The sequence below is a fragment of the Gaiella occulta genome (assembly GCF_003351045.1).
In the GTDB taxonomy this organism is placed as follows: Bacteria; Actinomycetota; Thermoleophilia; order Gaiellales; family Gaiellaceae; genus Gaiella; species Gaiella occulta.
On the sequence record NZ_QQZY01000002.1, the window covers coordinates 239,209 to 256,229 of the forward strand.

Annotated in this window: 17 protein-coding genes, 1 tRNA gene and 2 pseudogenes; 12 read left to right on the forward strand and 8 right to left on the reverse strand. The window is 71.8% G+C overall.

The features are described 5' to 3' along the window. Nucleotides 1-28: 28 nt before the first annotated feature. Together Gocc_RS04730 and Gocc_RS04735 are read right to left on the reverse strand one after the other, a co-directional pair. Nucleotides 29-2,557, reverse strand: a complete 2,529-nt coding sequence (locus Gocc_RS04730; RefSeq protein ID WP_114795387.1) for a sugar phosphate nucleotidyltransferase — start codon at nucleotides 2,555-2,557, stop codon at nucleotides 29-31. Beyond that, nucleotides 2,554-3,105 (reverse strand): CDP-alcohol phosphatidyltransferase family protein, encoded by a 552-nt coding sequence (locus Gocc_RS04735; RefSeq protein ID WP_114795388.1) that lies wholly within the window; start codon nucleotides 3,103-3,105, stop codon nucleotides 2,554-2,556. The genes Gocc_RS04730 and Gocc_RS04735 overlap by 4 nt, the downstream gene beginning before the upstream one ends. Before the next feature lie 35 nt (nucleotides 3,106-3,140). Between Gocc_RS04735 and Gocc_RS04740 the strand changes: the two genes are divergently transcribed. Together Gocc_RS04740 and Gocc_RS04745 are read left to right on the forward strand one after the other, a co-directional pair. Beyond that, nucleotides 3,141-4,157 (forward strand): amidohydrolase family protein, encoded by a 1,017-nt coding sequence (locus tag Gocc_RS04740; RefSeq protein WP_114795389.1) that lies wholly within the window; start codon nucleotides 3,141-3,143, stop codon nucleotides 4,155-4,157. Between the two features lie 9 nt (nucleotides 4,158-4,166). Next, entirely contained in the window at nucleotides 4,167-4,730 is a 564-nt protein-coding gene (locus Gocc_RS04745; RefSeq protein WP_114795390.1) for a tetratricopeptide repeat protein, read from the forward strand. A 7-nt stretch (nucleotides 4,731-4,737) separates the two neighbouring features. Here Gocc_RS04745 and Gocc_RS04750 read toward each other — a convergent pair whose 3' ends face one another. Next, the gene (locus Gocc_RS04750; protein ID WP_181813372.1) at nucleotides 4,738-5,748 is read right to left on the reverse strand and encodes a glycoside hydrolase family 71/99 protein; all 1,011 of its coding nucleotides are present in this window, start codon (nucleotides 5,746-5,748) and stop codon (nucleotides 4,738-4,740) included. A gap of 271 nt (nucleotides 5,749-6,019) precedes the next feature. On the opposite strand from Gocc_RS04750, the gene Gocc_RS04755 reads away from it, so the two are divergent. After that, on the forward strand, nucleotides 6,020-7,336 hold the full coding sequence (locus Gocc_RS04755) for a sensor domain-containing phosphodiesterase (protein ID WP_181813373.1): 1,317 nt from the start codon (nucleotides 6,020-6,022) through the stop codon (nucleotides 7,334-7,336). Here the strand turns inward: Gocc_RS04755 and Gocc_RS04760 are convergent. Beyond that, complete coding sequence (locus tag Gocc_RS04760; protein ID WP_181813374.1) at nucleotides 7,333-7,746, reverse strand: PaaI family thioesterase; 414 nt, start codon at nucleotides 7,744-7,746, stop codon at nucleotides 7,333-7,335. The two genes, Gocc_RS04755 and Gocc_RS04760, sit on opposite strands and share 4 nt — an antisense overlap. A 173-nt stretch (nucleotides 7,747-7,919) precedes the next feature. Between Gocc_RS04760 and Gocc_RS15995 the strand changes: the two genes are divergently transcribed. Continuing rightward, complete coding sequence (locus tag Gocc_RS15995) at nucleotides 7,920-8,090, forward strand: hypothetical protein (RefSeq protein WP_181813375.1); 171 nt, start codon at nucleotides 7,920-7,922, stop codon at nucleotides 8,088-8,090. Between the two features lie 16 nt (nucleotides 8,091-8,106). Here Gocc_RS15995 and Gocc_RS04770 read toward each other — a convergent pair whose 3' ends face one another. Beyond that, on the reverse strand, nucleotides 8,107-8,289 hold the full coding sequence (locus Gocc_RS04770) for a hypothetical protein (protein WP_114795395.1): 183 nt from the start codon (nucleotides 8,287-8,289) through the stop codon (nucleotides 8,107-8,109). A gap of 148 nt (nucleotides 8,290-8,437) precedes the next feature. On the opposite strand from Gocc_RS04770, the gene Gocc_RS04775 reads away from it, so the two are divergent. Together Gocc_RS04775 and Gocc_RS04780 are read left to right on the forward strand one after the other, a co-directional pair. Then, nucleotides 8,438-9,385, forward strand: a complete 948-nt coding sequence (locus tag Gocc_RS04775; RefSeq protein WP_181813376.1) for a sensor histidine kinase — start codon at nucleotides 8,438-8,440, stop codon at nucleotides 9,383-9,385. Nucleotides 9,386-9,673: 288 nt separating this feature from the next. Continuing rightward, nucleotides 9,674-10,480 carry a transposase gene (locus Gocc_RS04780; RefSeq protein ID WP_114795397.1) on the forward strand — a complete coding sequence of 269 codons (807 nt, stop codon included), beginning with the start codon at nucleotides 9,674-9,676 and terminating at the stop codon, nucleotides 10,478-10,480. 29 nt (nucleotides 10,481-10,509) lie between these two features. On the opposite strand, the pseudogene Gocc_RS17050 reads toward Gocc_RS04780, so the two are convergent. Then, nucleotides 10,510-10,869 (reverse strand): annotated as a pseudogene (locus Gocc_RS17050) (dsDNA nuclease domain-containing protein); the annotation flags it as partial. A 152-nt stretch (nucleotides 10,870-11,021) separates the two neighbouring features. Here Gocc_RS17050 and Gocc_RS04790 point away from each other — a divergent pair. From Gocc_RS04790 to Gocc_RS04810, 6 genes and pseudogenes are all read left to right on the forward strand, one after another. Then, on the forward strand, nucleotides 11,022-11,267 hold the full coding sequence (locus Gocc_RS04790) for a hypothetical protein (RefSeq protein ID WP_114795399.1): 246 nt from the start codon (nucleotides 11,022-11,024) through the stop codon (nucleotides 11,265-11,267). Nucleotides 11,268-11,608: 341 nt separating this feature from the next. After that, nucleotides 11,609-12,148, forward strand: coding sequence for a type IV toxin-antitoxin system AbiEi family antitoxin domain-containing protein (locus Gocc_RS04795; protein ID WP_147281187.1), 540 nt, complete (start codon nucleotides 11,609-11,611; stop codon nucleotides 12,146-12,148). Next, complete coding sequence (locus Gocc_RS04800; RefSeq protein ID WP_114795401.1) at nucleotides 12,145-12,666, forward strand: nucleotidyl transferase AbiEii/AbiGii toxin family protein; 522 nt, start codon at nucleotides 12,145-12,147, stop codon at nucleotides 12,664-12,666. Before Gocc_RS04795 ends, Gocc_RS04800 begins: the two co-directional genes overlap by 4 nt. Further along, nucleotides 12,618-12,749, forward strand: a pseudogene (locus tag Gocc_RS17055) (nucleotidyl transferase AbiEii/AbiGii toxin family protein); the annotation flags it as partial. The gene Gocc_RS04800 and the pseudogene Gocc_RS17055, both read left to right, overlap by 49 nt. Next, nucleotides 12,750-13,100 carry a hypothetical protein gene (locus tag Gocc_RS04805; RefSeq protein WP_245904876.1) on the forward strand — a complete coding sequence of 117 codons (351 nt, stop codon included), beginning with the start codon at nucleotides 12,750-12,752 and terminating at the stop codon, nucleotides 13,098-13,100. It begins immediately after the preceding pseudogene. 18 nt (nucleotides 13,101-13,118) lie between these two features. Further along, on the forward strand, nucleotides 13,119-15,200 hold the full coding sequence (locus Gocc_RS04810) for a hypothetical protein (protein ID WP_114795402.1): 2,082 nt from the start codon (nucleotides 13,119-13,121) through the stop codon (nucleotides 15,198-15,200). Nucleotides 15,201-15,638: 438 nt separating this feature from the next. Here the strand turns inward: Gocc_RS04810 and Gocc_RS04820 are convergent, their stop codons facing one another. After that, on the reverse strand, nucleotides 15,639-16,766 hold the full coding sequence (locus Gocc_RS04820) for a tyrosine-type recombinase/integrase (protein WP_114795404.1): 1,128 nt from the start codon (nucleotides 16,764-16,766) through the stop codon (nucleotides 15,639-15,641). Nucleotides 16,767-16,894: 128 nt separating this feature from the next. Next, nucleotides 16,895-16,969, reverse strand: a tRNA-Pro gene (locus tag Gocc_RS04825). Between the last annotated feature and the right edge of the window lie 52 nt (nucleotides 16,970-17,021).

Sequence of the window (17,021 nt, forward strand, 5' to 3'; positions counted from 1 at the left end):
AAGCAGCAGCGACCCCGAGGGGTCAACCTCAGCTTGAGGCTTGTGGCGCCTCCACCCTGTTCGACGCGGCGGCGGTCTCTCCCTGCACGATCGCCTCGACCGCCGCGGCGAGCTCCTGCGCGAGCGCCTCCGAGCCGGCCCGGGTCGCGCTCTCGGCGAACACGTGCACGACCGGCTCGTCCGGATCGGGCAGCGCCTGCGCCCAGCCGCGCTCGTCGAATGCCTTGATGCCGTCCATGAGATCGAGGGTGCGCTCCGCGAGCTGCTCGCCGAGCAGGCGCATGACAAGGCCCCGGCGCGCCCACGGGCACGGGACGGAGACGCGCACGAGCGTCGGCTCGGGCAGCCGCGCGACGAGCTCGGAGACGGGCCGGCCGGCGACGGCCAGCAGCTCGAGCAGCCGGCACAGGGCGCCGACGCCGTCGTAGCCGGGGACGATGTCGGGGAACACGAAGCCGCCGGTGGGCGCGCCGCCGAAGATCACGCCCTCGGCCGCTGCGGCACGCGTCAGCGCGCTCAGCGAGTGCGGCGTGCGCACGACCCGCAGGCCGCTGCCTGCGACGATGCGGTCGATAGCGTCGGTCGCCGTGACGGGGACGGCGATCGCCCCCGTGCGGCCGGCGGCGGCGAGAAGGTGCACGAACAGCAGCAGCGTCCGCTCGGGCGACACCTCGCGCCCGTGCTCGTCGATGAGCAGCAGCCGCTCGGCGGCCCGGTCGAGCACCACGCCGAGGTCGGCGCCCACCGCACTGACGAGCCGCTCCGCCGCGGCAGGCACAGGGTCGGCCGCCACGCCCGCGCCGGAGAAGAACGCGTTGATCGTGACGGCCTCGACGCCGAGCGGGCCCAGCACGAGCGGCAGCGTGAACGAGGCGGCGGAGTAGCCGACGTCGAGCGCGATGCGAAACCCGCGGGCGCTGACGACGGCGGCGTCGAGCGTGTCGAGCAGATCGTGGGCGTAGCTCTCGCGCACGCGCGCCGGGTAGGTGGTGTCCCCCACCTCCGCGAACGCCGCCCGCCGCAGCTCGCGCCGTGTGAAGTGCTTCTCGATCTCCTTCTGCAGCCCCGGCGTGAGCTGGATGCCCGGCGGCTCGAAGATGCGGATCTCGACGAGCTCGGGGTCGCCGCTGGTCTGTCCGACGTGCACGCCGGCGGCGAGCCCCTGCGTCTTCAGCACGTGCCGCGTCACGGCTGCCGGAGACACGCGCAGGTCGGCTACATGGACGCCTGTCGACGTGAGGCCCGCGACGAGCGCGCGCTGCACCATGCGGCACGCGTCGGCAGCGTCGCGGCTGGCGACGACACGCGCTCCCCGGTCGAGTGCCGTTCCGAGGGCGGCGGCGACGCGCACGGCGGTCTCGGGCGTGAGATCGACGTTGACGAGGCCCCTGACGCCGTCGTGGGCGAAGAGCCGGTTCGTGGCGCGGCTCTCCCAGACGATGCTCTCGTAGATCTGCGCGCCCGTCTCCACCTCCTTGAACGGGTAGATGCGCACGCCGGGGAGCACGCTCGCCTCGGCGCCGATCGTCACCTCGTCGCCGATCGCGGCCCCCTCGTGCACGCGCACGTGGTCGCGCACGTCGCAGGCGCGTCCGACGATCGCGCCCTCGATCACGGCGCTGCGGCCGATATAGGTGGCGGCGTCGATGATGGAGCGCTCGACCCGCGCGTGCTCGCGCACGGTGACGCCGGGCGCGAGCACCGCGTACGGGCCGACCTGCGCGTCGCCGGCGATGCGGCAGTTGTTGCCGACGAACGCCGGGCCCGCGATGTTCTCCACGGCGTCGACGGCGACGCCGTCGCCGACCCACACGTTGCCCCGCAGGCGCAGGCCCGGCACGTCGAGGCGCACGCGCTCGTCGAGCGCGTCGAAGTTCGCCTGGCGGAACTGCTCGATCGTGCCGATGTCCTGCCAGTAGCCGTCGAGCACGTGGCCGTAGATGGGCCGTCCCATCTCGAGCAGCAGCGGGAACAGCTCCTTCGAGAAGTCGAAGGGACGGTCGCCCGGGATGTGGCGCAGCACCTCCGGCTCGAGCACGTAGATGCCGGTGTTGATCGTGTCCGAGAACACCTGGCCCCAGGAGGGCTTCTCGAGGAAGCGCTCGACGCGGCCGTCGTCGTCGGTGACGACGATGCCGAACTCGAGCGGGTTGTCGACCGGCTTGAGGCCGATCGTTGCCGCCGCGCCCCGCCGGCGGTGCGTGTCCACGAGCGCGTCGAGGTCGACGTCGCAGAGGGCGTCGCCGGAGATGACGAGGAAGGTGTCGTCGAGGCGCGCCCCTGCGAGCCGCACCGAGCCGGCGGTACCGCGCGGCTGCTCCTCGACGGAGTAGTCGATCTGCAGGCCCAGCGACGCCCCGTCGCCGAAGTAGGCGCGGATCGCCTGCGGCATGAACGCGAGCGTGATCACGACCTCCTCGAACCCGTGGAAGCGCAGGAGCTCGAGGACGTGCTCGATGCACGGCTTGCCGACGACCGGCACCATCGGCTTCGGCTGGTTCGAGGTGAGCGGACGCAGACGCGTGCCCTCGCCGCCCGCCATGACGACGGCCTTCATGCTCGCGCGACCTCTCGGCGCGCCCTGAGCACGTACTGGACGGCGGCGACGACGGCGAGCCCGAGGTTGATCCACAGGTACGCGAGCGCCCACCACGTGCCCTTCTCGGTCACGAGCACGAGACCGAGCGATGCGTAGAGGCCCCAGGTGGCGATCTTGCCGAGCCGGGAGACGCGGAACTCGTAGCCGCGCGGCACGACGACCCTGTACCCGCCGACGAGCACGAGATCGCGCACGAGGATCACGAGCGCGATCCACGGCAGGCGGTCGAGGAGGACGAGCGCGACGACCGCCGTGTCGATCATGAGCCGGTCGGCGAGCGGATCGGCCACCTTGCCGAAGGCGGACTCCACGCGCCAGCGCCGCGCCAGGTAGCCGTCGAGCTGGTCGGTCAGCCCCGCCAGGCCGAAGACGATCCCCGCCGGCCAGCTCGGGCCGTCGCGGTCGTCGAGGAGCAGCACGACGAAGAGCGGGATGGCGGCGAATCGCAGCAGCGTGAGCGCGTTGGGGACACGCGTGTACGCCGGCGAGGGAGTGCCAGAGGTCATCTGCGCCTAAGCCTAGTGGTGTAGCGTCGTCATCCGTGACGAGCACGCTCACGCTTCCCGGCTTCGTCAACGCGCACAGCCACGCGTTCCAGCGTGCGCTGCGCGGGCGTGCGGCCGGCACCGACTTCTGGGACTGGCGCGAAGGGATGCTCGCGGAGGCGGATCGTGCCACGCCCGATTCCGTGCGGACGGCGTACGCCGGCGTCTACCGGGAGATGCGCGCCGCCGGCTTCACGGCCGTGGGCGAGTTCCACTACCTCGGCGCCGCCGAGGCCCGAGCGGCCGCCGAGGCGGCGCGCGATGCCGGTATCGCGCTCGTGCTCCTCCACGTCGCCTACGAGCGCGGCGGGCTCGCGCGCATGCGGCAGCCGTCCGTCGCGGCGTACCTGGACGAGGTCGAGGCGCTGCGCGAGGAGGGCATCGACGTCGGCGTCGCCCCCCACTCCGTGCGCGCCTGCTCGCGTAGCTGGCTCGAGGAGATCGGCCGCTACGCCGCGCGTGAGGGGATCGTGCTGCACGTCCACGCCGACGAGCAGCCGCGCGAGATCGAGGAGTGCCTCGCCGAGCACGGCTGCCGGCCGATCGAGCTCCTCGCGCGCGCCGGTTGCCTGACCGAGCGCACGACCGTCGTCCACGCCACGCATGCCGACGACGGCGAGCTCGACCTGATCGCCTCGCACGGGGCGTCGATCTGCGCCTGTCCGACGACCGAGGCCGATCTCGGCGACGGCTTCCTGCCGGCGCTCCGGATCAGGGAGCGCGGCGTTCCGCTGTGCATCGGCTCGGACTCGAACATGCGCATCGACCCGCTCGAGGAGCTGCGCGAGATCGAGGGCATCGCACGCCGCCAGAGCGGCATCCGCGGCGTGTTCGGCACGGACGCGCTGCTCGAGATGGGGAGCGCGGCCGGCGGCCGCGCGATCGGCCTCGCCGGCTGGAGCGAGATCGAGATCGACCTCGACCATTGCTCGCTCGCCGGTGTCGCCGCCGAGCATGTCCCTGCGGCCCTCGTCGCCGGTTGTGCCGCCGACGTGGTCGCCTGCTCTCGCTAGCCTGACACCATGGACGTGACCGAGTCGACTTTCGAGAGCGACGTCGTGGCGCGCTCGGCGCAGGTGCCCGTCGTCGTCGACTTCTGGGCCGACTGGTGCGGCCCGTGCCATGCGCTCGCCCCGGTGCTCGAGGCCGCCGTGGCCGAGCGCGCCGGAGCGCTCGAGCTCGCCAAGGTGGACGTCGAGGCCAGCCCCACGCTCGCGCGGGCGTTCGGCGTCAGCGGCATCCCCGCCGTGAAGGCGTTCCGCGACGGGCGCGTCGTCGCCGAGTTCACCGGGGCGCGCTCGCGCGCGGCCGTGGACGCCTTCCTCGACGAGGTGCTCGCACCGCCCCGCGCCGACGTGCTGGTCGAGGAGCTGCGGGAGGCGGGCGAGCTTCCTGCCGTCGTGGCGGCACTGGACGCCGGCGACGTGGAGGGGGCGCTTCGCTGGATCGTCGACGCCGTGCCGGACGCCGAGGGCGGCGAGCGCGACCGTCTGCGCGAGGTTGCCGTGGCGCTGTTCGAGCGGCTCGGTCACGACGACCACCTCGCCTCCGCCTACCGGCGCCGGCTCGCGGCCGCCCTCTACTGAGCGCCTGTCAGCGGCCGCTGCGCGCGCGGTAGCGCGCCGCCCAGAGCGCCGTGCGGTCGAGGTAGGCGCGCTCGGCTGCGCGCCCCGTGGCGCCGTACGCGCCGTCGTAGGAGGCATACGGGCCGCCGACGCTGCGTGCAGGCTCGATCTGCGTCCCTTCGTGCCACTCGTTGTAGCTCGTGATGGTGACGATGTCGGCCGCGGCGCGGATCGCGTCGCGCCACATGCGGTCGTAGGTGGCGCCGTCGGCGCGCGGCCGCACCCGCTCGTCGCCGGTGGCGCGGCGGGCGTCGTAGCCGGGGCCGACGGACGGTGCGCAGAGCAGCCCGTTGAGCCGTGCGGACGCGCACACGCGGGGGAAGGCTGAGCCGTCGTAGACGTAGACGTCGTAGGTGTAGAGACCGGCGAACCCCCCCGCCTTCGCCTTCCCCACGAGTTGCGTGTTCGCGAACAGGCGCACGAGGCCGCGCAGGCGCGCGTTCAGCTGCGCCCATTCAGCATCGGGGCTGTCGGTCGAGTCGTACACGTAGGCGTCGCTGACCCCCTGTGCGGCGAAGGTGCGCAGCGCCGGCTCGAGCGACACCGGGCTGCGGTCGCGGTACGGCTCGACGTGCACGGCCACGCGCAGCCCCGCGGCGTGCGCCGCGCGCGCCACGGCCGGGAAGCGCGCGCTCTCGGGCGATCCTGGGCCCCACCACGAGACGATGACCGTCGAGATGCCCGCGGCGGCGATCTCGTGCATCTGTGCGCGCACGACGGCCGCGTCGCTCGACGAGTACGCCCCACGGGCCGGGAACCAGCCGGATGCGATCGACGAGGGCGGCGCGTTGCCGTTCTGCTGCCAGTGCGCCCAGCCGCCGTCGCGCGCCGGCGTCCCGTACCAGGGGTAGTAGAAGATCGCCACGCTGCCGGCGGGGCGCGGCTGCACGTCGGGAGATCCCGGGCGCGCAAAGGCGCTCGCCGCGACGAGCGCCGCGGCGACGGCCACACCGCACAGGGCCCCCAGAGCTCTCCGCACGCCGCGCCGGACTCTAGCGCCCGGCGGCCCGTGCAGTTGGATCGCGCACTCGTCGCGACCCGAAGCGATCTGATTCACGTTTTCCTCTCGGCAGCCGATATCAAGTTTTCCTCTCGGCAGCCGATAGACGAGCAGGTGTCTCCATGAGCGCATGCGACCGCTTCGTCGAGCGATGAGCGCGTCTCCTCGCCGCGATCGAGGAAGGCGGGATCAGCGCGAGCCGGAGGGGCTGCATCGCGCGATTCGGGAGATCGCCGATCCGATGGTCGTCATGCGCCGGGTCGTCGATCAGGCTCTGCTCCTGATTCCCACGGCTGAGGGAGCCGTCGTGGAATTGGAACGATCGGGCATCCTCACCTACGTCTGCGGGGCGGGCAGCCTGGCCGCCCACACGGGGACGCGCCTGCGTGCGGAAGCGAGCCTGTCCGGACTGGCCATTCGCGCCGGCGAGACACTCCGCTGCGACGACTCCGAGAGCGACGACCGGGTCGACCGGGAAGCGTGCCGTCGGGTCGGGGCCATCTCGATGATCTGCGTCCCCCTGCGCCGTGGCACGGAGGCGGTCGGCGTCCTGAAGGTCGTGGCGTCCCGCCCTCGTGTGTTCGGCGACGGTGAAGTGTCGACGCTGAGAGATCTCGCGGAGTTCGTCACCGCGGCCATCTCGGCTGCCTCCGACATCGCACATGCCGCCGGGGGCCTGGTCATGGACGGAAGTGATCGACGGGACCGGTCGGCCGGCAGCGATCTCGACGTCGGGAGGGCATCTCACCTCACGCCCCACGGCAAGGCCGGTGTGAGCGAGTTCGTGGCCAACGTGCTTCAGCCCGGGATCGTCGAGAGCCTGGAGACGAGGCAGCGCATCGAACAGGTGCTTGCCACGTCGGCCTTCACGATCGTCTGCCAGCCGATCGTCGACCTGCGAAGCGGAGAGCTCGCCGGCGTGGAGGCGCTGGCTCGCTTCCGCGGGCCCCCGGAGCAGCCTCCCGATGCATGGTTCGACGAGGCCGAGCGCGTGGGTCTCGGCATCGAGCTGGAGCTGGCGGCCGTCGGGGAGGCCCTGACCCTGCTCGACCAGCTTCCGGAACAGGCCTATCTCGCCGTCAACGTGGGGCACAAGACGGTCGCCGCACCCGAGCTCGGGACGTTGTTGGATTCGGCCGGAGCCCACCGCGTCGTCCTGGAGTTGACCGAGCACGTCGAAGTCGAGGACTACCGACGTCTCGGGGATGTCCTCGCAGGCATCCGCACGAGAGGGACACGGCTCGCCATCGACGACAGTGGTAGTGGCTATTCCGGCCTGACTCGGATCGTCAATCTCGCCCCCGACCTGATCAAGCTCGACCGTGTCATGACTCGAGGGATCGATCTCGACCCGGTCCGGCGTGCGTTGGCCGGCGCGCTCGTGACGTTCGCGAGCGATACCGGGGCTTCCGTCATCGCCGAGGGGATCGAGACCGAAGACGAGCTCTCCACCGTCGAGACACTGGGGATCCGCTACGGCCAGGGCTACTTCCTCGGTCGGCCGTCGCCTGTGACCTCCGTGCCCCGAGTCTTCCCCCGCGCCGTACCCTCCAAAGCTGTCCCCTAGACCGGAGAGCTGTCGGACACGCGCGCGAACTGGATGCGGCCGACCGCCGTCAGGCGATCGGGCTCGTCCCATGGGGCGATCTCGACGTCGGCGACGGCGAGCGTGCGCCCTGCGCGCAGGCAGCGTGCGACGACCCGGTGCGGGCCGGGTGCGGCGAGGCGGAGGAAGTCGCAGCGCAGGTCGACGGCGACCCAGGTGCCCGGGCTCGCGTGCGCGACGGCATACCAGCCCGCCGTGTCGACGCAGGTCGCCAGCACGCCGCCGTGGAGGAAGGGGCGCGGATCGTCTCCGCCACGCGCCGTGGCGGTGGGGTCGAGCCGCAGCACGACGGCGCCCTCGAGCAGCTCGACCGCGGACAGCCCGACGGCGGCGTCGAGCGCAGACGGCGGCTCGGCGAGCAGATCGAGCACGCGGCGATCATAGCGGCCGCTCCGACCGGGCCTGCGTGGTGGTTGCATGCGACGATGTCGCGACGCATGGGAGATCTCCGAGTTCCAGCGCGCCGTCGCCAGCCGCCCTTCCCGGTCGCCGTCGCCGCTTCCGCGTGCACGGCGCGACGCCCGCCGGCGGGATGCAGGGCCGCGTGAGCCGCGCGCGCCGCAGCGCCCGCCGCTGGTTCGCCTTCTACAGCGGGCTGCTCGCGACCCTGGCGGTCGTGACGCTGCTCCTGCGCCAGTGGGCGGTCGCCGCCACGACGCTGGCGCTCACGGTGGCGTTCGCGCTCTACACGCGGCGCGCCTGGCGCAGGCGTTGACGGCGAGCCGCGGCTCTCAGGAGAGCGCGACGGCGACCGCCGTCAGGCACACCACGGTCTCCGCGAGGATGACGGCCGTCCAGCCGCCTCCGTCCTCGAGAGAGACGCCGCTGTGCAGCATCGCCCGGCAATGACGGATCACCGCCCAGCCGCTCACCAGGGCGACGAGCGCGGCGATGGGAGCCGTGTGCGCCGCCATGGAGAGCGTTTCGGCCGCGTCCCCCTGCGGCCTGTCCCCTGAACGGGGAATGACCTGACGGCCGAGCGCGGGCATGCCTCGGCAGCGCCCTCCTCGATGCGTGATTTCCCCGGATGCGGCAGAGGACCTGCGGCGGCACCATCGGCCCATGAGCAGGGTGTTCGCGGTGCTCGCCCGCCACCGCTCCGCGAGCGTCGGCCTGGCGGTCCTCGTCGAGTGCGGGGTCCTGGTCCCGCTCGCCTTTGCCGAGCCGTCGGCCGTCGTCGGCCTTCCCGCCGCCGTCGCGGCGGCGATCGCGGGAACGGTTGCCGTCGTGTTCGGCCCCCTGGACGGCGCTCTCGTCGCGCTCGTCGGGGCGGCGGTCTTCGGGTCGGCCGGAGGCTGGCAGGCGGGCGAGCCGGCCGCGCTCGCCGTGTGGCCCGCGGTCGTCGTGGCCGCCGGGCTGTTCGCACGGCGTATCGAACGCCAGCGCAGGGCGCTTGCGCAGCTCGTGGCCTCGCAGGAGACCGAGCGGCACCGCATCGCGCTCGAGCTCCACGACGAGACGGCGCAGGTGCTTGCCGCGGCGCTCATGGCCCTGCGGCAGGCGGAAGGGGCCGCCACCGCGGACGAGGCAGGGGCCGCGAACAGGACGACTCGCGCGCTCATCCAGCAGACGATCAGGAACGTCCGCGAGCTGGCAGTCGACCTGAGGCCGATGGCGCTCGACGACTTCGGCCTCGCACCCGCGCTCGAGCGGCTCGCGGCGACCTACGCGCAGCGCACGGGAATCGCCGTCGACGTCGATGCCCGGCCCGGCGAGGAGCGGCTGCCGCCGGAGGCCGAGATCACGATCTACCGCACCGTCCAGGAGGTGCTCGCGCACATCGCGGGCGGCGAAGCCGGGGGGCGCGTGCACGTCGCCATCGACCGCGCACCCGCGGACGTGCACATCCTCATCGAGCACGACCGCCCCGACCGGCACGGCGCGACGAAGGCCGGCTGGACATCCGAGCTGGCGAGCCTGCGCGAGCGACTGCGGCTCGCCGGCGGCCGCCTCGATGCCCGCTCCGGTGCCACGGGCACGGTCGTCAAGGCCCATCTGCCGGTTCGCTGACGCCTGCCGCGCCGACCCACGAGCCCCAGAGCGGGCCTGAAGGTCGCGTGTCCGGGTCGCCAGCTCGCTCGAACGGATCCGGGACGCGCGCCGCCTGGGCGAGGAACCGCAGACCGGCCTCGAGTGAGAAAGCCCCGTGCCGGCGGGGCTCTCTCGCAGTCGGGGCGCCGAGATTCGAACTCGGGCCCTCTAGATGATTGATGCCACGGGTTTCGTGGCGGCGAGGGACCGAGGGGAGCGGGTCGAAGTCGGCGTTGCCAAGGCAACGTCGACCATTGGAGGATCGCGATGCGCGCCGACCTCGACCTGCTCTGTATCAGCGTCTATTGCACGGCGGACGACCTGCTTCCTGCCCGGCCCGGGAACGGGCGGCGGAGGCTGACCGACGCGGAGATCGTGACGTTGTGTGTCGCGCAGGTGCTGATGGGAATCACGTCGGATCGTCGGTTCCTGCAGGCCGCGAAACGGCAGCTCGGCCCTCTGTTTCCCTGGCTGCCGAGCCAGGACGCGCTGCACAAGCGGCGGCAGCGGCTGGCCGACACGGTCGAGTGGCTTTGCGGCGTCGTGGCGGCCCAGTGCCCCGGCGCCGACGACGATCTCGTGTTGCTCGACTCGACCCCGGTCGAGTGCGGCCGCTCGCTGGAAACGATCCGCCGCTCCGCGCTTGCCGATGTCTGCGGCTACGGCTACTGCAAGAGCCACTCCCGCTGGTTCTGGGGTCTGAGGCTGCATCTGCTCTGCGCCCCCGACGGCACACCCAGGGCCGCCACGCTCGTCTCGGCCGACCGTCCCGAACGCGAGGTCGCGCTGCCACTGCTCGCACGCACACTCCGGGGCGGCGAGACGATCATCTGCGACAAGGGCTACGCCGGCCGCGAGTTCGAACAGGCCGTCCGCGAGCTCGGCGGCCTGATCGTCCGGCCCGCCCGCAAGGACGAACCCCAGCCAGGCGTCCATCTCGCCCCGATCCGACAGCGGATCGAATCCGTCTTCCTCACCTTCAAAGACCTGTTGGGCTCGGTACACGTCGCCAACGCCGCGTGGGTGCGAGCGAGGCTACGCAGTGCGCCACCGTCGTCGAGGAGATCGGTGTAGCGCCACGGGCCGCGACCGGGATCCCGCGTCTTGATCTGCGTGAAGCGCAGCCGCTCGGCGTACTCGACGAGCAGATCCTCCCAATGCTCGCAATAGACGGCCACCGGGTCGCCATCGAAGTAGCAGCCGAGGCAGAACAAGAATGCGACGTGCGCCCGGTAGGCAAAGCGTTGGTAGGCGTCGGTTCCCGAGTCGTCGGGCGGCGCTGTCGAGATGACGTCTGTCATCGTCGGTCGATAATACGCCTGCACCCGGCGAATGAGCGGGTGCCGGCGACGGCCCGTGTAGCGGCCAAACTCGCGGCTGACGCCGCGAGCCGCTGCCCCGCCCAGCCGCCTGAATCCGGGAACTTCGTTCCGGATTCGCCCCGCACCCCGCCCGCCCAACATCAAGGGCGGCCGGGGTGCGGTGCCGGCGGCTGGGCGGGGCAGCGGAAGAGTGGACTCGGTGAACTCCTAGACAGGAATACCGGTGGGTCTGGCAGCAGGTGCAAGTCAGATGGCGTTCGGAACGGTCGGCCCAGTGGCCCTTTCACGTACGCGTGGAGCGCGGTGCCGTGGTCTACCTCTCGATGCCTCAAGTCGTGGAGCGCTACGCGGGCGTCTGGTCGCGGTGGCAGCTCTACGAGCACGTGCGGCTCGGCATGCTCCCGCACGTGAAGCTGCCCGGCCGGCGCGAGCTCCTGTTCCGCCTGGACGACCTCGATCAGTACGAGCGCGGCGAGGTCGAGCTCGAGACGATCAAGCTCCCGAACGGCGGCCGCCTCTGCCGCCCCCGGCAGCGCTGACCTCCGGGCGGTCGTTGGCATCGAGTACAGGTCTCTGCCTGTAACGTCAGAATTCCCGCATAGTTGACAACGGATGTTGTCATCGCATACCGTAATCTTTCCTAACAACCAGATAACGGACGACGATGGCAACGAGAAAACCCGCAGCGATTCTGCGAGAGGCATTCGCACCCGGCGACCCCGTGTCGCTCGACGAAGCTGCGGCAGTGTTCGGCGGGGACCGCGAACGCGCGTCGCAGTCGCTGACGCACCTCGCCGCGAGCGGGTACTTCGAGCGGGTCCGGCAGCGCCTCTGGGTCCGCTCGGGAGCGCCGGCTGATCGCTATCGCGTCGGTTCCCGCGTGGCTTCTCCGTACGCGTTCGCCTACGGATCCGCGCTCGCCCTGCACGGCGCCGGGTCGGCAGAGCGCTCCGAGGTCCTCGTCGCGACCCCGCGTCGCTTCGCAGCGTTCGAGTACGACGGCGTGCTCTATCGGCGCGCGCTCCCCTGGGCCGAGCAGGGTCGAGTCCGAGTCCCGGCCGGACCCGAGTTCGTCTGGGCGACCACGCGGGAGCGAACACTCGTCGACTGCGTCCGCGTCCCGGCGAACGCGGGCGGCCTCGCCGAGCTCCTGCGAGCCGCGGAGGCGCTCACCCGGCTCGACTCGGCCGAGATCCTCACCTGGGTCGACAACTACGGGGAAGCCAACCTCGCCGCGCGCGTCGGCTTTGTCCTCGAGGCGCTCGATCTCGCCGACGATGCGTTGCTCGACCGGCTCGAGCGGCGCCGCCCGCGCGCGCGCGTCTACCTCGAAGCGGGACGGCGCGGCGGCAGGCTCGTCCGCCGCTGGAACCTCATCGTTCCCGAGCACCTGCAGCCGGCCCGTAACGACGTGCCGTGAGCCGCTTTCCCGACCGGCGGTACTTCGCCCGCGCGGCGCACGAGACCGGATTCCGCGCCGGCCCGCTCGAGACCGTGTTCCGGCTGGCGCACCTGCTCGGCGAGCTCGCCGCCGACCACGGCGGGGAGCTCTCGCTGCGAGGCGGAACGGCGCTCAACCTCCTTCACCTCGACGTGCCGCGGCTCTCGGTCGACGTCGACCTCGACTTCGTCGGCAACACCGACGCCGAGGAGGCGCGCAGGCGGCGACCCGAGCTGCTCGCCGAGATCGAGTTGCTGGCGCGCGCGATCGGCTACAAGGTCGTCCAGGAGCGACCCAGCTACGCCATGGGCCACCTCCGGCTTCGCTATCGGGACGCGAGCGGCCTGGCCTCGTTTCTCAAGCTGGACGTCAACTTCCTCGACCGCGTGCCCGTCCTTCCCACCGAGCGCCGGCCGCTTCGCCATCCCTTCGCAACGACCTCGCTGCGATCGACGTCCAGACGCTCGCGCTCGACGAGCTCGCCGTCGGCAAGCTGATCGCACTCGCCCGCCGAGCGCTCGCCCGCGACCTCTTTGACGCAGCGATGGTCGCGACACTTCCCGGTCTCGACGTCGCGCGTATGAGGACGGCGCTCGTCGTCCGCGGCGCCAGCTATCCGTCCCCATCGCCGGCGGACTACTCCGCCGAGGTCGTCGAGCGGGTGCGACCGGCGGGCTGGCGGTCCGAGGTGCTCGCACTCTGCCGCCGGCCGGTACCGGTCGGGCTCCACGAGGCCCGCGCCCAGGCGGCAGAGCTACTCCGACGAGCGACCGAGCTCGGACCCGCTCACCGGGCGTTCCTCGAACTCCTCGACCGGGGAGAGCTTCGTCCCGACGTGCTGGACGAGGAGGACCTGCGGGAGCGGATCGCAGTCAACCCCGGGCTGCTGTGGCGCCTCCGCGCGGGCGCCGACGGGCTCGAGGAGCGCTGAGCGGCCTATGCTGTCGTCGTGGCGACGCTCGATCCCGCGACGCTCCGGCACGGACGGGTCCGTGGCCGGTACTTCCGGGAGAACTTTGCCCAGGCGGGGATCGACCTCGCCCAGATCGTCCCGGAGCTCGTGACGAACGCTGACGCGGCGATCGCCGCCGCGGGACGGAAGCGGGGGCGCATCCATCTTCGCTTCGGCCCTCCAGATCCTGACTTCCTCGACGCGTGGCGGCGCGAGCTGCGGCGCCTGCGCGTCCCCGCGCTCCTGGACTGGCGCCACGAGGTCGTCTGCGCCGACGACGGCGAGGGGATCGACGCCGCGACCGTCGACCGCAGACTCGGCGCGCTCGGCGTCGTTCCCGAGCAGGCAGACCAGCGCGGTCTGTTTGGGCGCGGCCTGCGCGACGTCTGGCTCGCCCAGGGCGGTGGGCGGATCCAGGGCGTGCGCGCAGGACGAGCGGTCGAGTCGTGGTTCTTCCCCGCCCCAGGCGACGAGCCCTACGCGTTCGCGCACGTCCTCGACGAGCCGGTCACCCCCGCCATCAGGCGCTCATTCGGGATCGACCGGGATGGGACGCGCGTAACGGTGCCGCTCGCTCAGCGCCGGCTCCCGCCCAACGCGCGGCTTCGCACGCTCGTCGCCCACCTCGTGCAGCTGCGGCCAATCCTCGAAGACCCCGATCGCGAGCTGTTTCTCGAGCTCCCGGACGAGCCGCTCGAGCTCGTCGCCTACTCCCCGCCCGAGCCCGACCCCGAGCGCGCCGTCCTCTTCGACGACGAGGTTCACGTCCAGCGGGGGATCAGCGCGAGGATCGTCGTTCGCCGCGCGGCGCAGCCGATTCCGCTCGGTCCGTCGCGGGCTGCACGCCGCGGCGGGCTCGTCGTCCGTTCGGGACGAGCCGCGCACGAGGCGACGCTCGCCGGTCTCGAGGGGCGGCCGGGCGCGCGTCACCTCTTCGGCGAGGTCTGGTGCGAGGCGATCGAGCGCCTGCAACAGGAAGCGCTCGACTCCCCTCGCCCGCAGGTCGTCGTCCGCGTCGATCGGAGCGGCCTCAACGAGGCGCATCCGCTCGTCCAGAAACTCACGGCCGCGATCGAGCGCGTGCTTCGCCCGATCGTCGACGCCGAGGAGCGTCGCACCGGCGCGCGGCTCGTCCGGGCGGGGAAGGCGATCACGGCCCGCGACGAGATCGGCCTGAAAGCCCTCAACGACGCGTTGCGGACGGCGTTCGACGCCCCCGGACGGGCCGGCTTCGCGCGCGGCGACGCCGCCGCGGAGAGGCCGCCGCTCGACGAGCGTTCGGCACCGGATCGGCCAGAGCCGAGTCAGCCGGAGGAGATCGGCAAGCCTGCCGTGCCCGATGCGGCCATGCGCTTCAAGCAGTCGCCGGTTCGGCTGCACGCGGGCGAGCAGCGCACGGTCTCGCTCCTCTTCGACCCGGTCCGCATCCCGCCCGGAACGCCGATCGAGGTTGCGACCGATCCGGGCCTGTCGCTTTCCCTCCGGCAAGACGAGGTCCCGGCGCCCCGCGCAGGGGGCTGGGCGAGCGTGAGCGGGAGCCTGCGGGCCCGCGCATCGGCCGAACCGGGGTCACGCCTGAGCGTCTTCGCCGAGGCGGGCAGCTACGACGCGGAGCTGAGCGTGCTCGTCGTCCGCCACCACGCGAGCGGGTGGGTTCGGGAAATCACCCGCAAGGACGAGGACGCGCAGATCGAGGCCGAGTTCGACCCCGAGAGCGGCGTCGTCACCGTCTTCGAGGGACGGCGCGAGTTCAAGTCGCTCGAACGCGCAGCCCGTCGCTCCGGGTTGGCCAAGGCACGGCTGCGCGAGTACCTCCCGCTCCGTATGCTCGAAGTCGAGGTGGCGGCGAACGCCGTCTATGCCTGGGCGGCCGAGCGGATGCTCGAGACGCGGCTGCCCGGCGAGCGGCCGGCCGACCCCGCCGACTACGCGGCCGCCGTCCGCCTAGAGGCCCAGGTGCTCCGCCACCAGTTCCATGAACGGCTCATGCGTGCCTTTCTCGGCCCAGAAGTCTTCGACGGGGCTGTGGTCATCGTCCAACCCCGGGCCTCTACCAACGAGCAGCTCAGGCTCCCCTGAGCCTGAAAAAGCGGCAGGTGATCGGCCATGCCGGCCTCTCGGAGGCCCGCAGATCGCTTGTCAGCCGCTCGAATCGGGTCGGATCCCGGCGAAAGCGCCCCATCGAGCCAAGATCGCCCGCTGAGCGCCTCCTCGCCTGCCGGCTCGCGCGCCCTGGAGAGGCTCGCAGTGGTTCGCGTGTCACGCGAGGGCTCGCTCCTCGACCGCGCGGAGTAGACGCCGACGCTCCTGCTCGTTCAGAACGCCGGCGAACGGCGACGTCTGCCTGAGCTCACGGGCGCGCTGCGTATCCGCGCTGATCGTCTTCGCGATCCGCTCGAGCGGCGTCGCGAGAATCCGCTCCCATTCCTCTGCCCGAGCGTCAGACGGGGAACGCGGCCGCACGCTCCGCCTCGGCGCGCAGCGCAGCATCGCTCCAGCGGCCGTAGACGTTGAGCGTCAGGTCGGGGCTGCTGTGCCCGAGTTGGAACTGCACCCACTGCGGGTCTTGAGGCCTTGCTCGCGACAGATGCGCGTGTAGGTCGCACGGAACGCGTGAAACGGCTTCCGCTTCTGGCCGCCCTCCCCCACGTCCGGGATCCCCGCCTTCACGCGTGCCTCGTCGACGCGGCGGGAGAGGTACTGGCCGTTGAGCCGCTCGCGGCCGCGCGGCGCCGGGAAGATCGGTGCGGCGCCCGGCTGCATGCCAACGAGCGCCGTCCACTCCTCGAAGAGCGCCACCGCCGGCGGTATCAGGTTCACCACCCGGGGCTCCCCGTCCTTCGGCAGCACCTTGCCGTCGACCCGGTCCCAGTGGTGGCTGATCCTGAGCGTCCGGTTGCCGAGGTTCAGGTCGTCCCAGTCGAGCGCGATGAGCTCACCGAGCCGCGCGCCGGCAACGACCGCCGCCTTCGCTGCGACGAGGTAGACCGGCTGGCGGTTGAGGCTCGCCATCGCCGCCCACAGCCTCGCGAGCTCGATGTCCGTGTAGGGCTCGTTGCCGCGCGGGATCCGCAGCCGCAACCCGCGGATGAACTTCCGCGACAGCGGGTTCGTGAGCGCGTAGCCCTCGTCGACGGCGCCGTTGAAGACCGAGCGCAGGACCCGCACGTGCTTGTGAATCGTCGCGTCGGAACGGGCACGGCCCTTCGCGCGGATGGCGCGCAGGATCAACCGCACCTCCGGCTGGCCGATCTCGTCCAGCTCGAGCTCCCCGATGATCGGCCGCGCGTAGTTGAGCGTCGAGTGGTAGGAGAGGATCGTGGCTCGCCGGTCGCCCTTGTCGAGCGCGAGGCTCTCGAGGTACTGATCGCACCACTCGTTGAACGTCAGGCGCTTTCGCGTGCGGGATCCCACGCCGGCGCGGCGCTCATCGAGCTCGACGAGGAGCTTCCTCAGCGCGCGCTCGGCCGTCTGCCGGTCCCGCACGCGCGGGCCCTTGACCGGATCGCCGAGCGCATCGCGGTGGAACGTGTAGTAGGCGGGCTTGCAGCGGCAACCGGCGAGCGAGTCGAGCGAGGTGCGGCTCGCGTTCGGACAGCCACGCTGGTGGCCCACCCGGAGCGATGCGGCGCGAGGCTTCGACATGGAAGACGCCCCTCTCGGAGAGTGCCTCGGCGCCTCGAAGGCTACTCCATTTTGTACCCGCCGTGTACCCGCACTCCAAAACAGCGAACCGAGCTAAAGAAAAAGTCCCGCATATCGGGACTTTTTCATCGGGGCGCCGAGATTCGAACTCGGGACCTCTAGTCCCCCAGACTAGCGCGCTAACCAGGCTGCGCCACGCCCCGCGACCGCGACATCGTACCCGCATCTCTCACCTGCGCCCGCGCACCTCGGTTC

What these genes read in the sequence shown, in the direction of transcription:
- Gocc_RS04730 (WP_114795387.1), bottom strand. Translation starts at nt 2,557, where the DNA reads ATGAAGGCCGTCGTCATGGCGGGCGGCGAGGGCACGCGTCTGCGTCCG.
- Gocc_RS04735 (WP_114795388.1), bottom strand. Translation starts at nt 3,105, where the DNA reads ATGACCTCTGGCACTCCCTCGCCGGCGTACACGCGTGTCCCCAACGCG.
- Gocc_RS04745 (WP_114795390.1), top strand. Translation starts at nt 4,167, where the DNA reads ATGGACGTGACCGAGTCGACTTTCGAGAGCGACGTCGTGGCGCGCTCG.
- Gocc_RS04755 (WP_181813373.1), top strand. Translation starts at nt 6,020, where the DNA reads ATGCGCCGGGTCGTCGATCAGGCTCTGCTCCTGATTCCCACGGCTGAG.
- Gocc_RS04770 (WP_114795395.1), bottom strand. Translation starts at nt 8,289, where the DNA reads ATGGCGGCGCACACGGCTCCCATCGCCGCGCTCGTCGCCCTGGTGAGC.
- Gocc_RS04775 (WP_181813376.1), top strand. Translation starts at nt 8,438, where the DNA reads ATGAGCAGGGTGTTCGCGGTGCTCGCCCGCCACCGCTCCGCGAGCGTC.
- Gocc_RS04780 (WP_114795397.1), top strand. Translation starts at nt 9,674, where the DNA reads ATGCGCGCCGACCTCGACCTGCTCTGTATCAGCGTCTATTGCACGGCG.
- Gocc_RS04805 (WP_245904876.1), top strand. Translation starts at nt 12,750, where the DNA reads ATGAGGACGGCGCTCGTCGTCCGCGGCGCCAGCTATCCGTCCCCATCG.
- Gocc_RS04820 (WP_114795404.1), bottom strand. Translation starts at nt 16,766, where the DNA reads ATGTCGAAGCCTCGCGCCGCATCGCTCCGGGTGGGCCACCAGCGTGGC.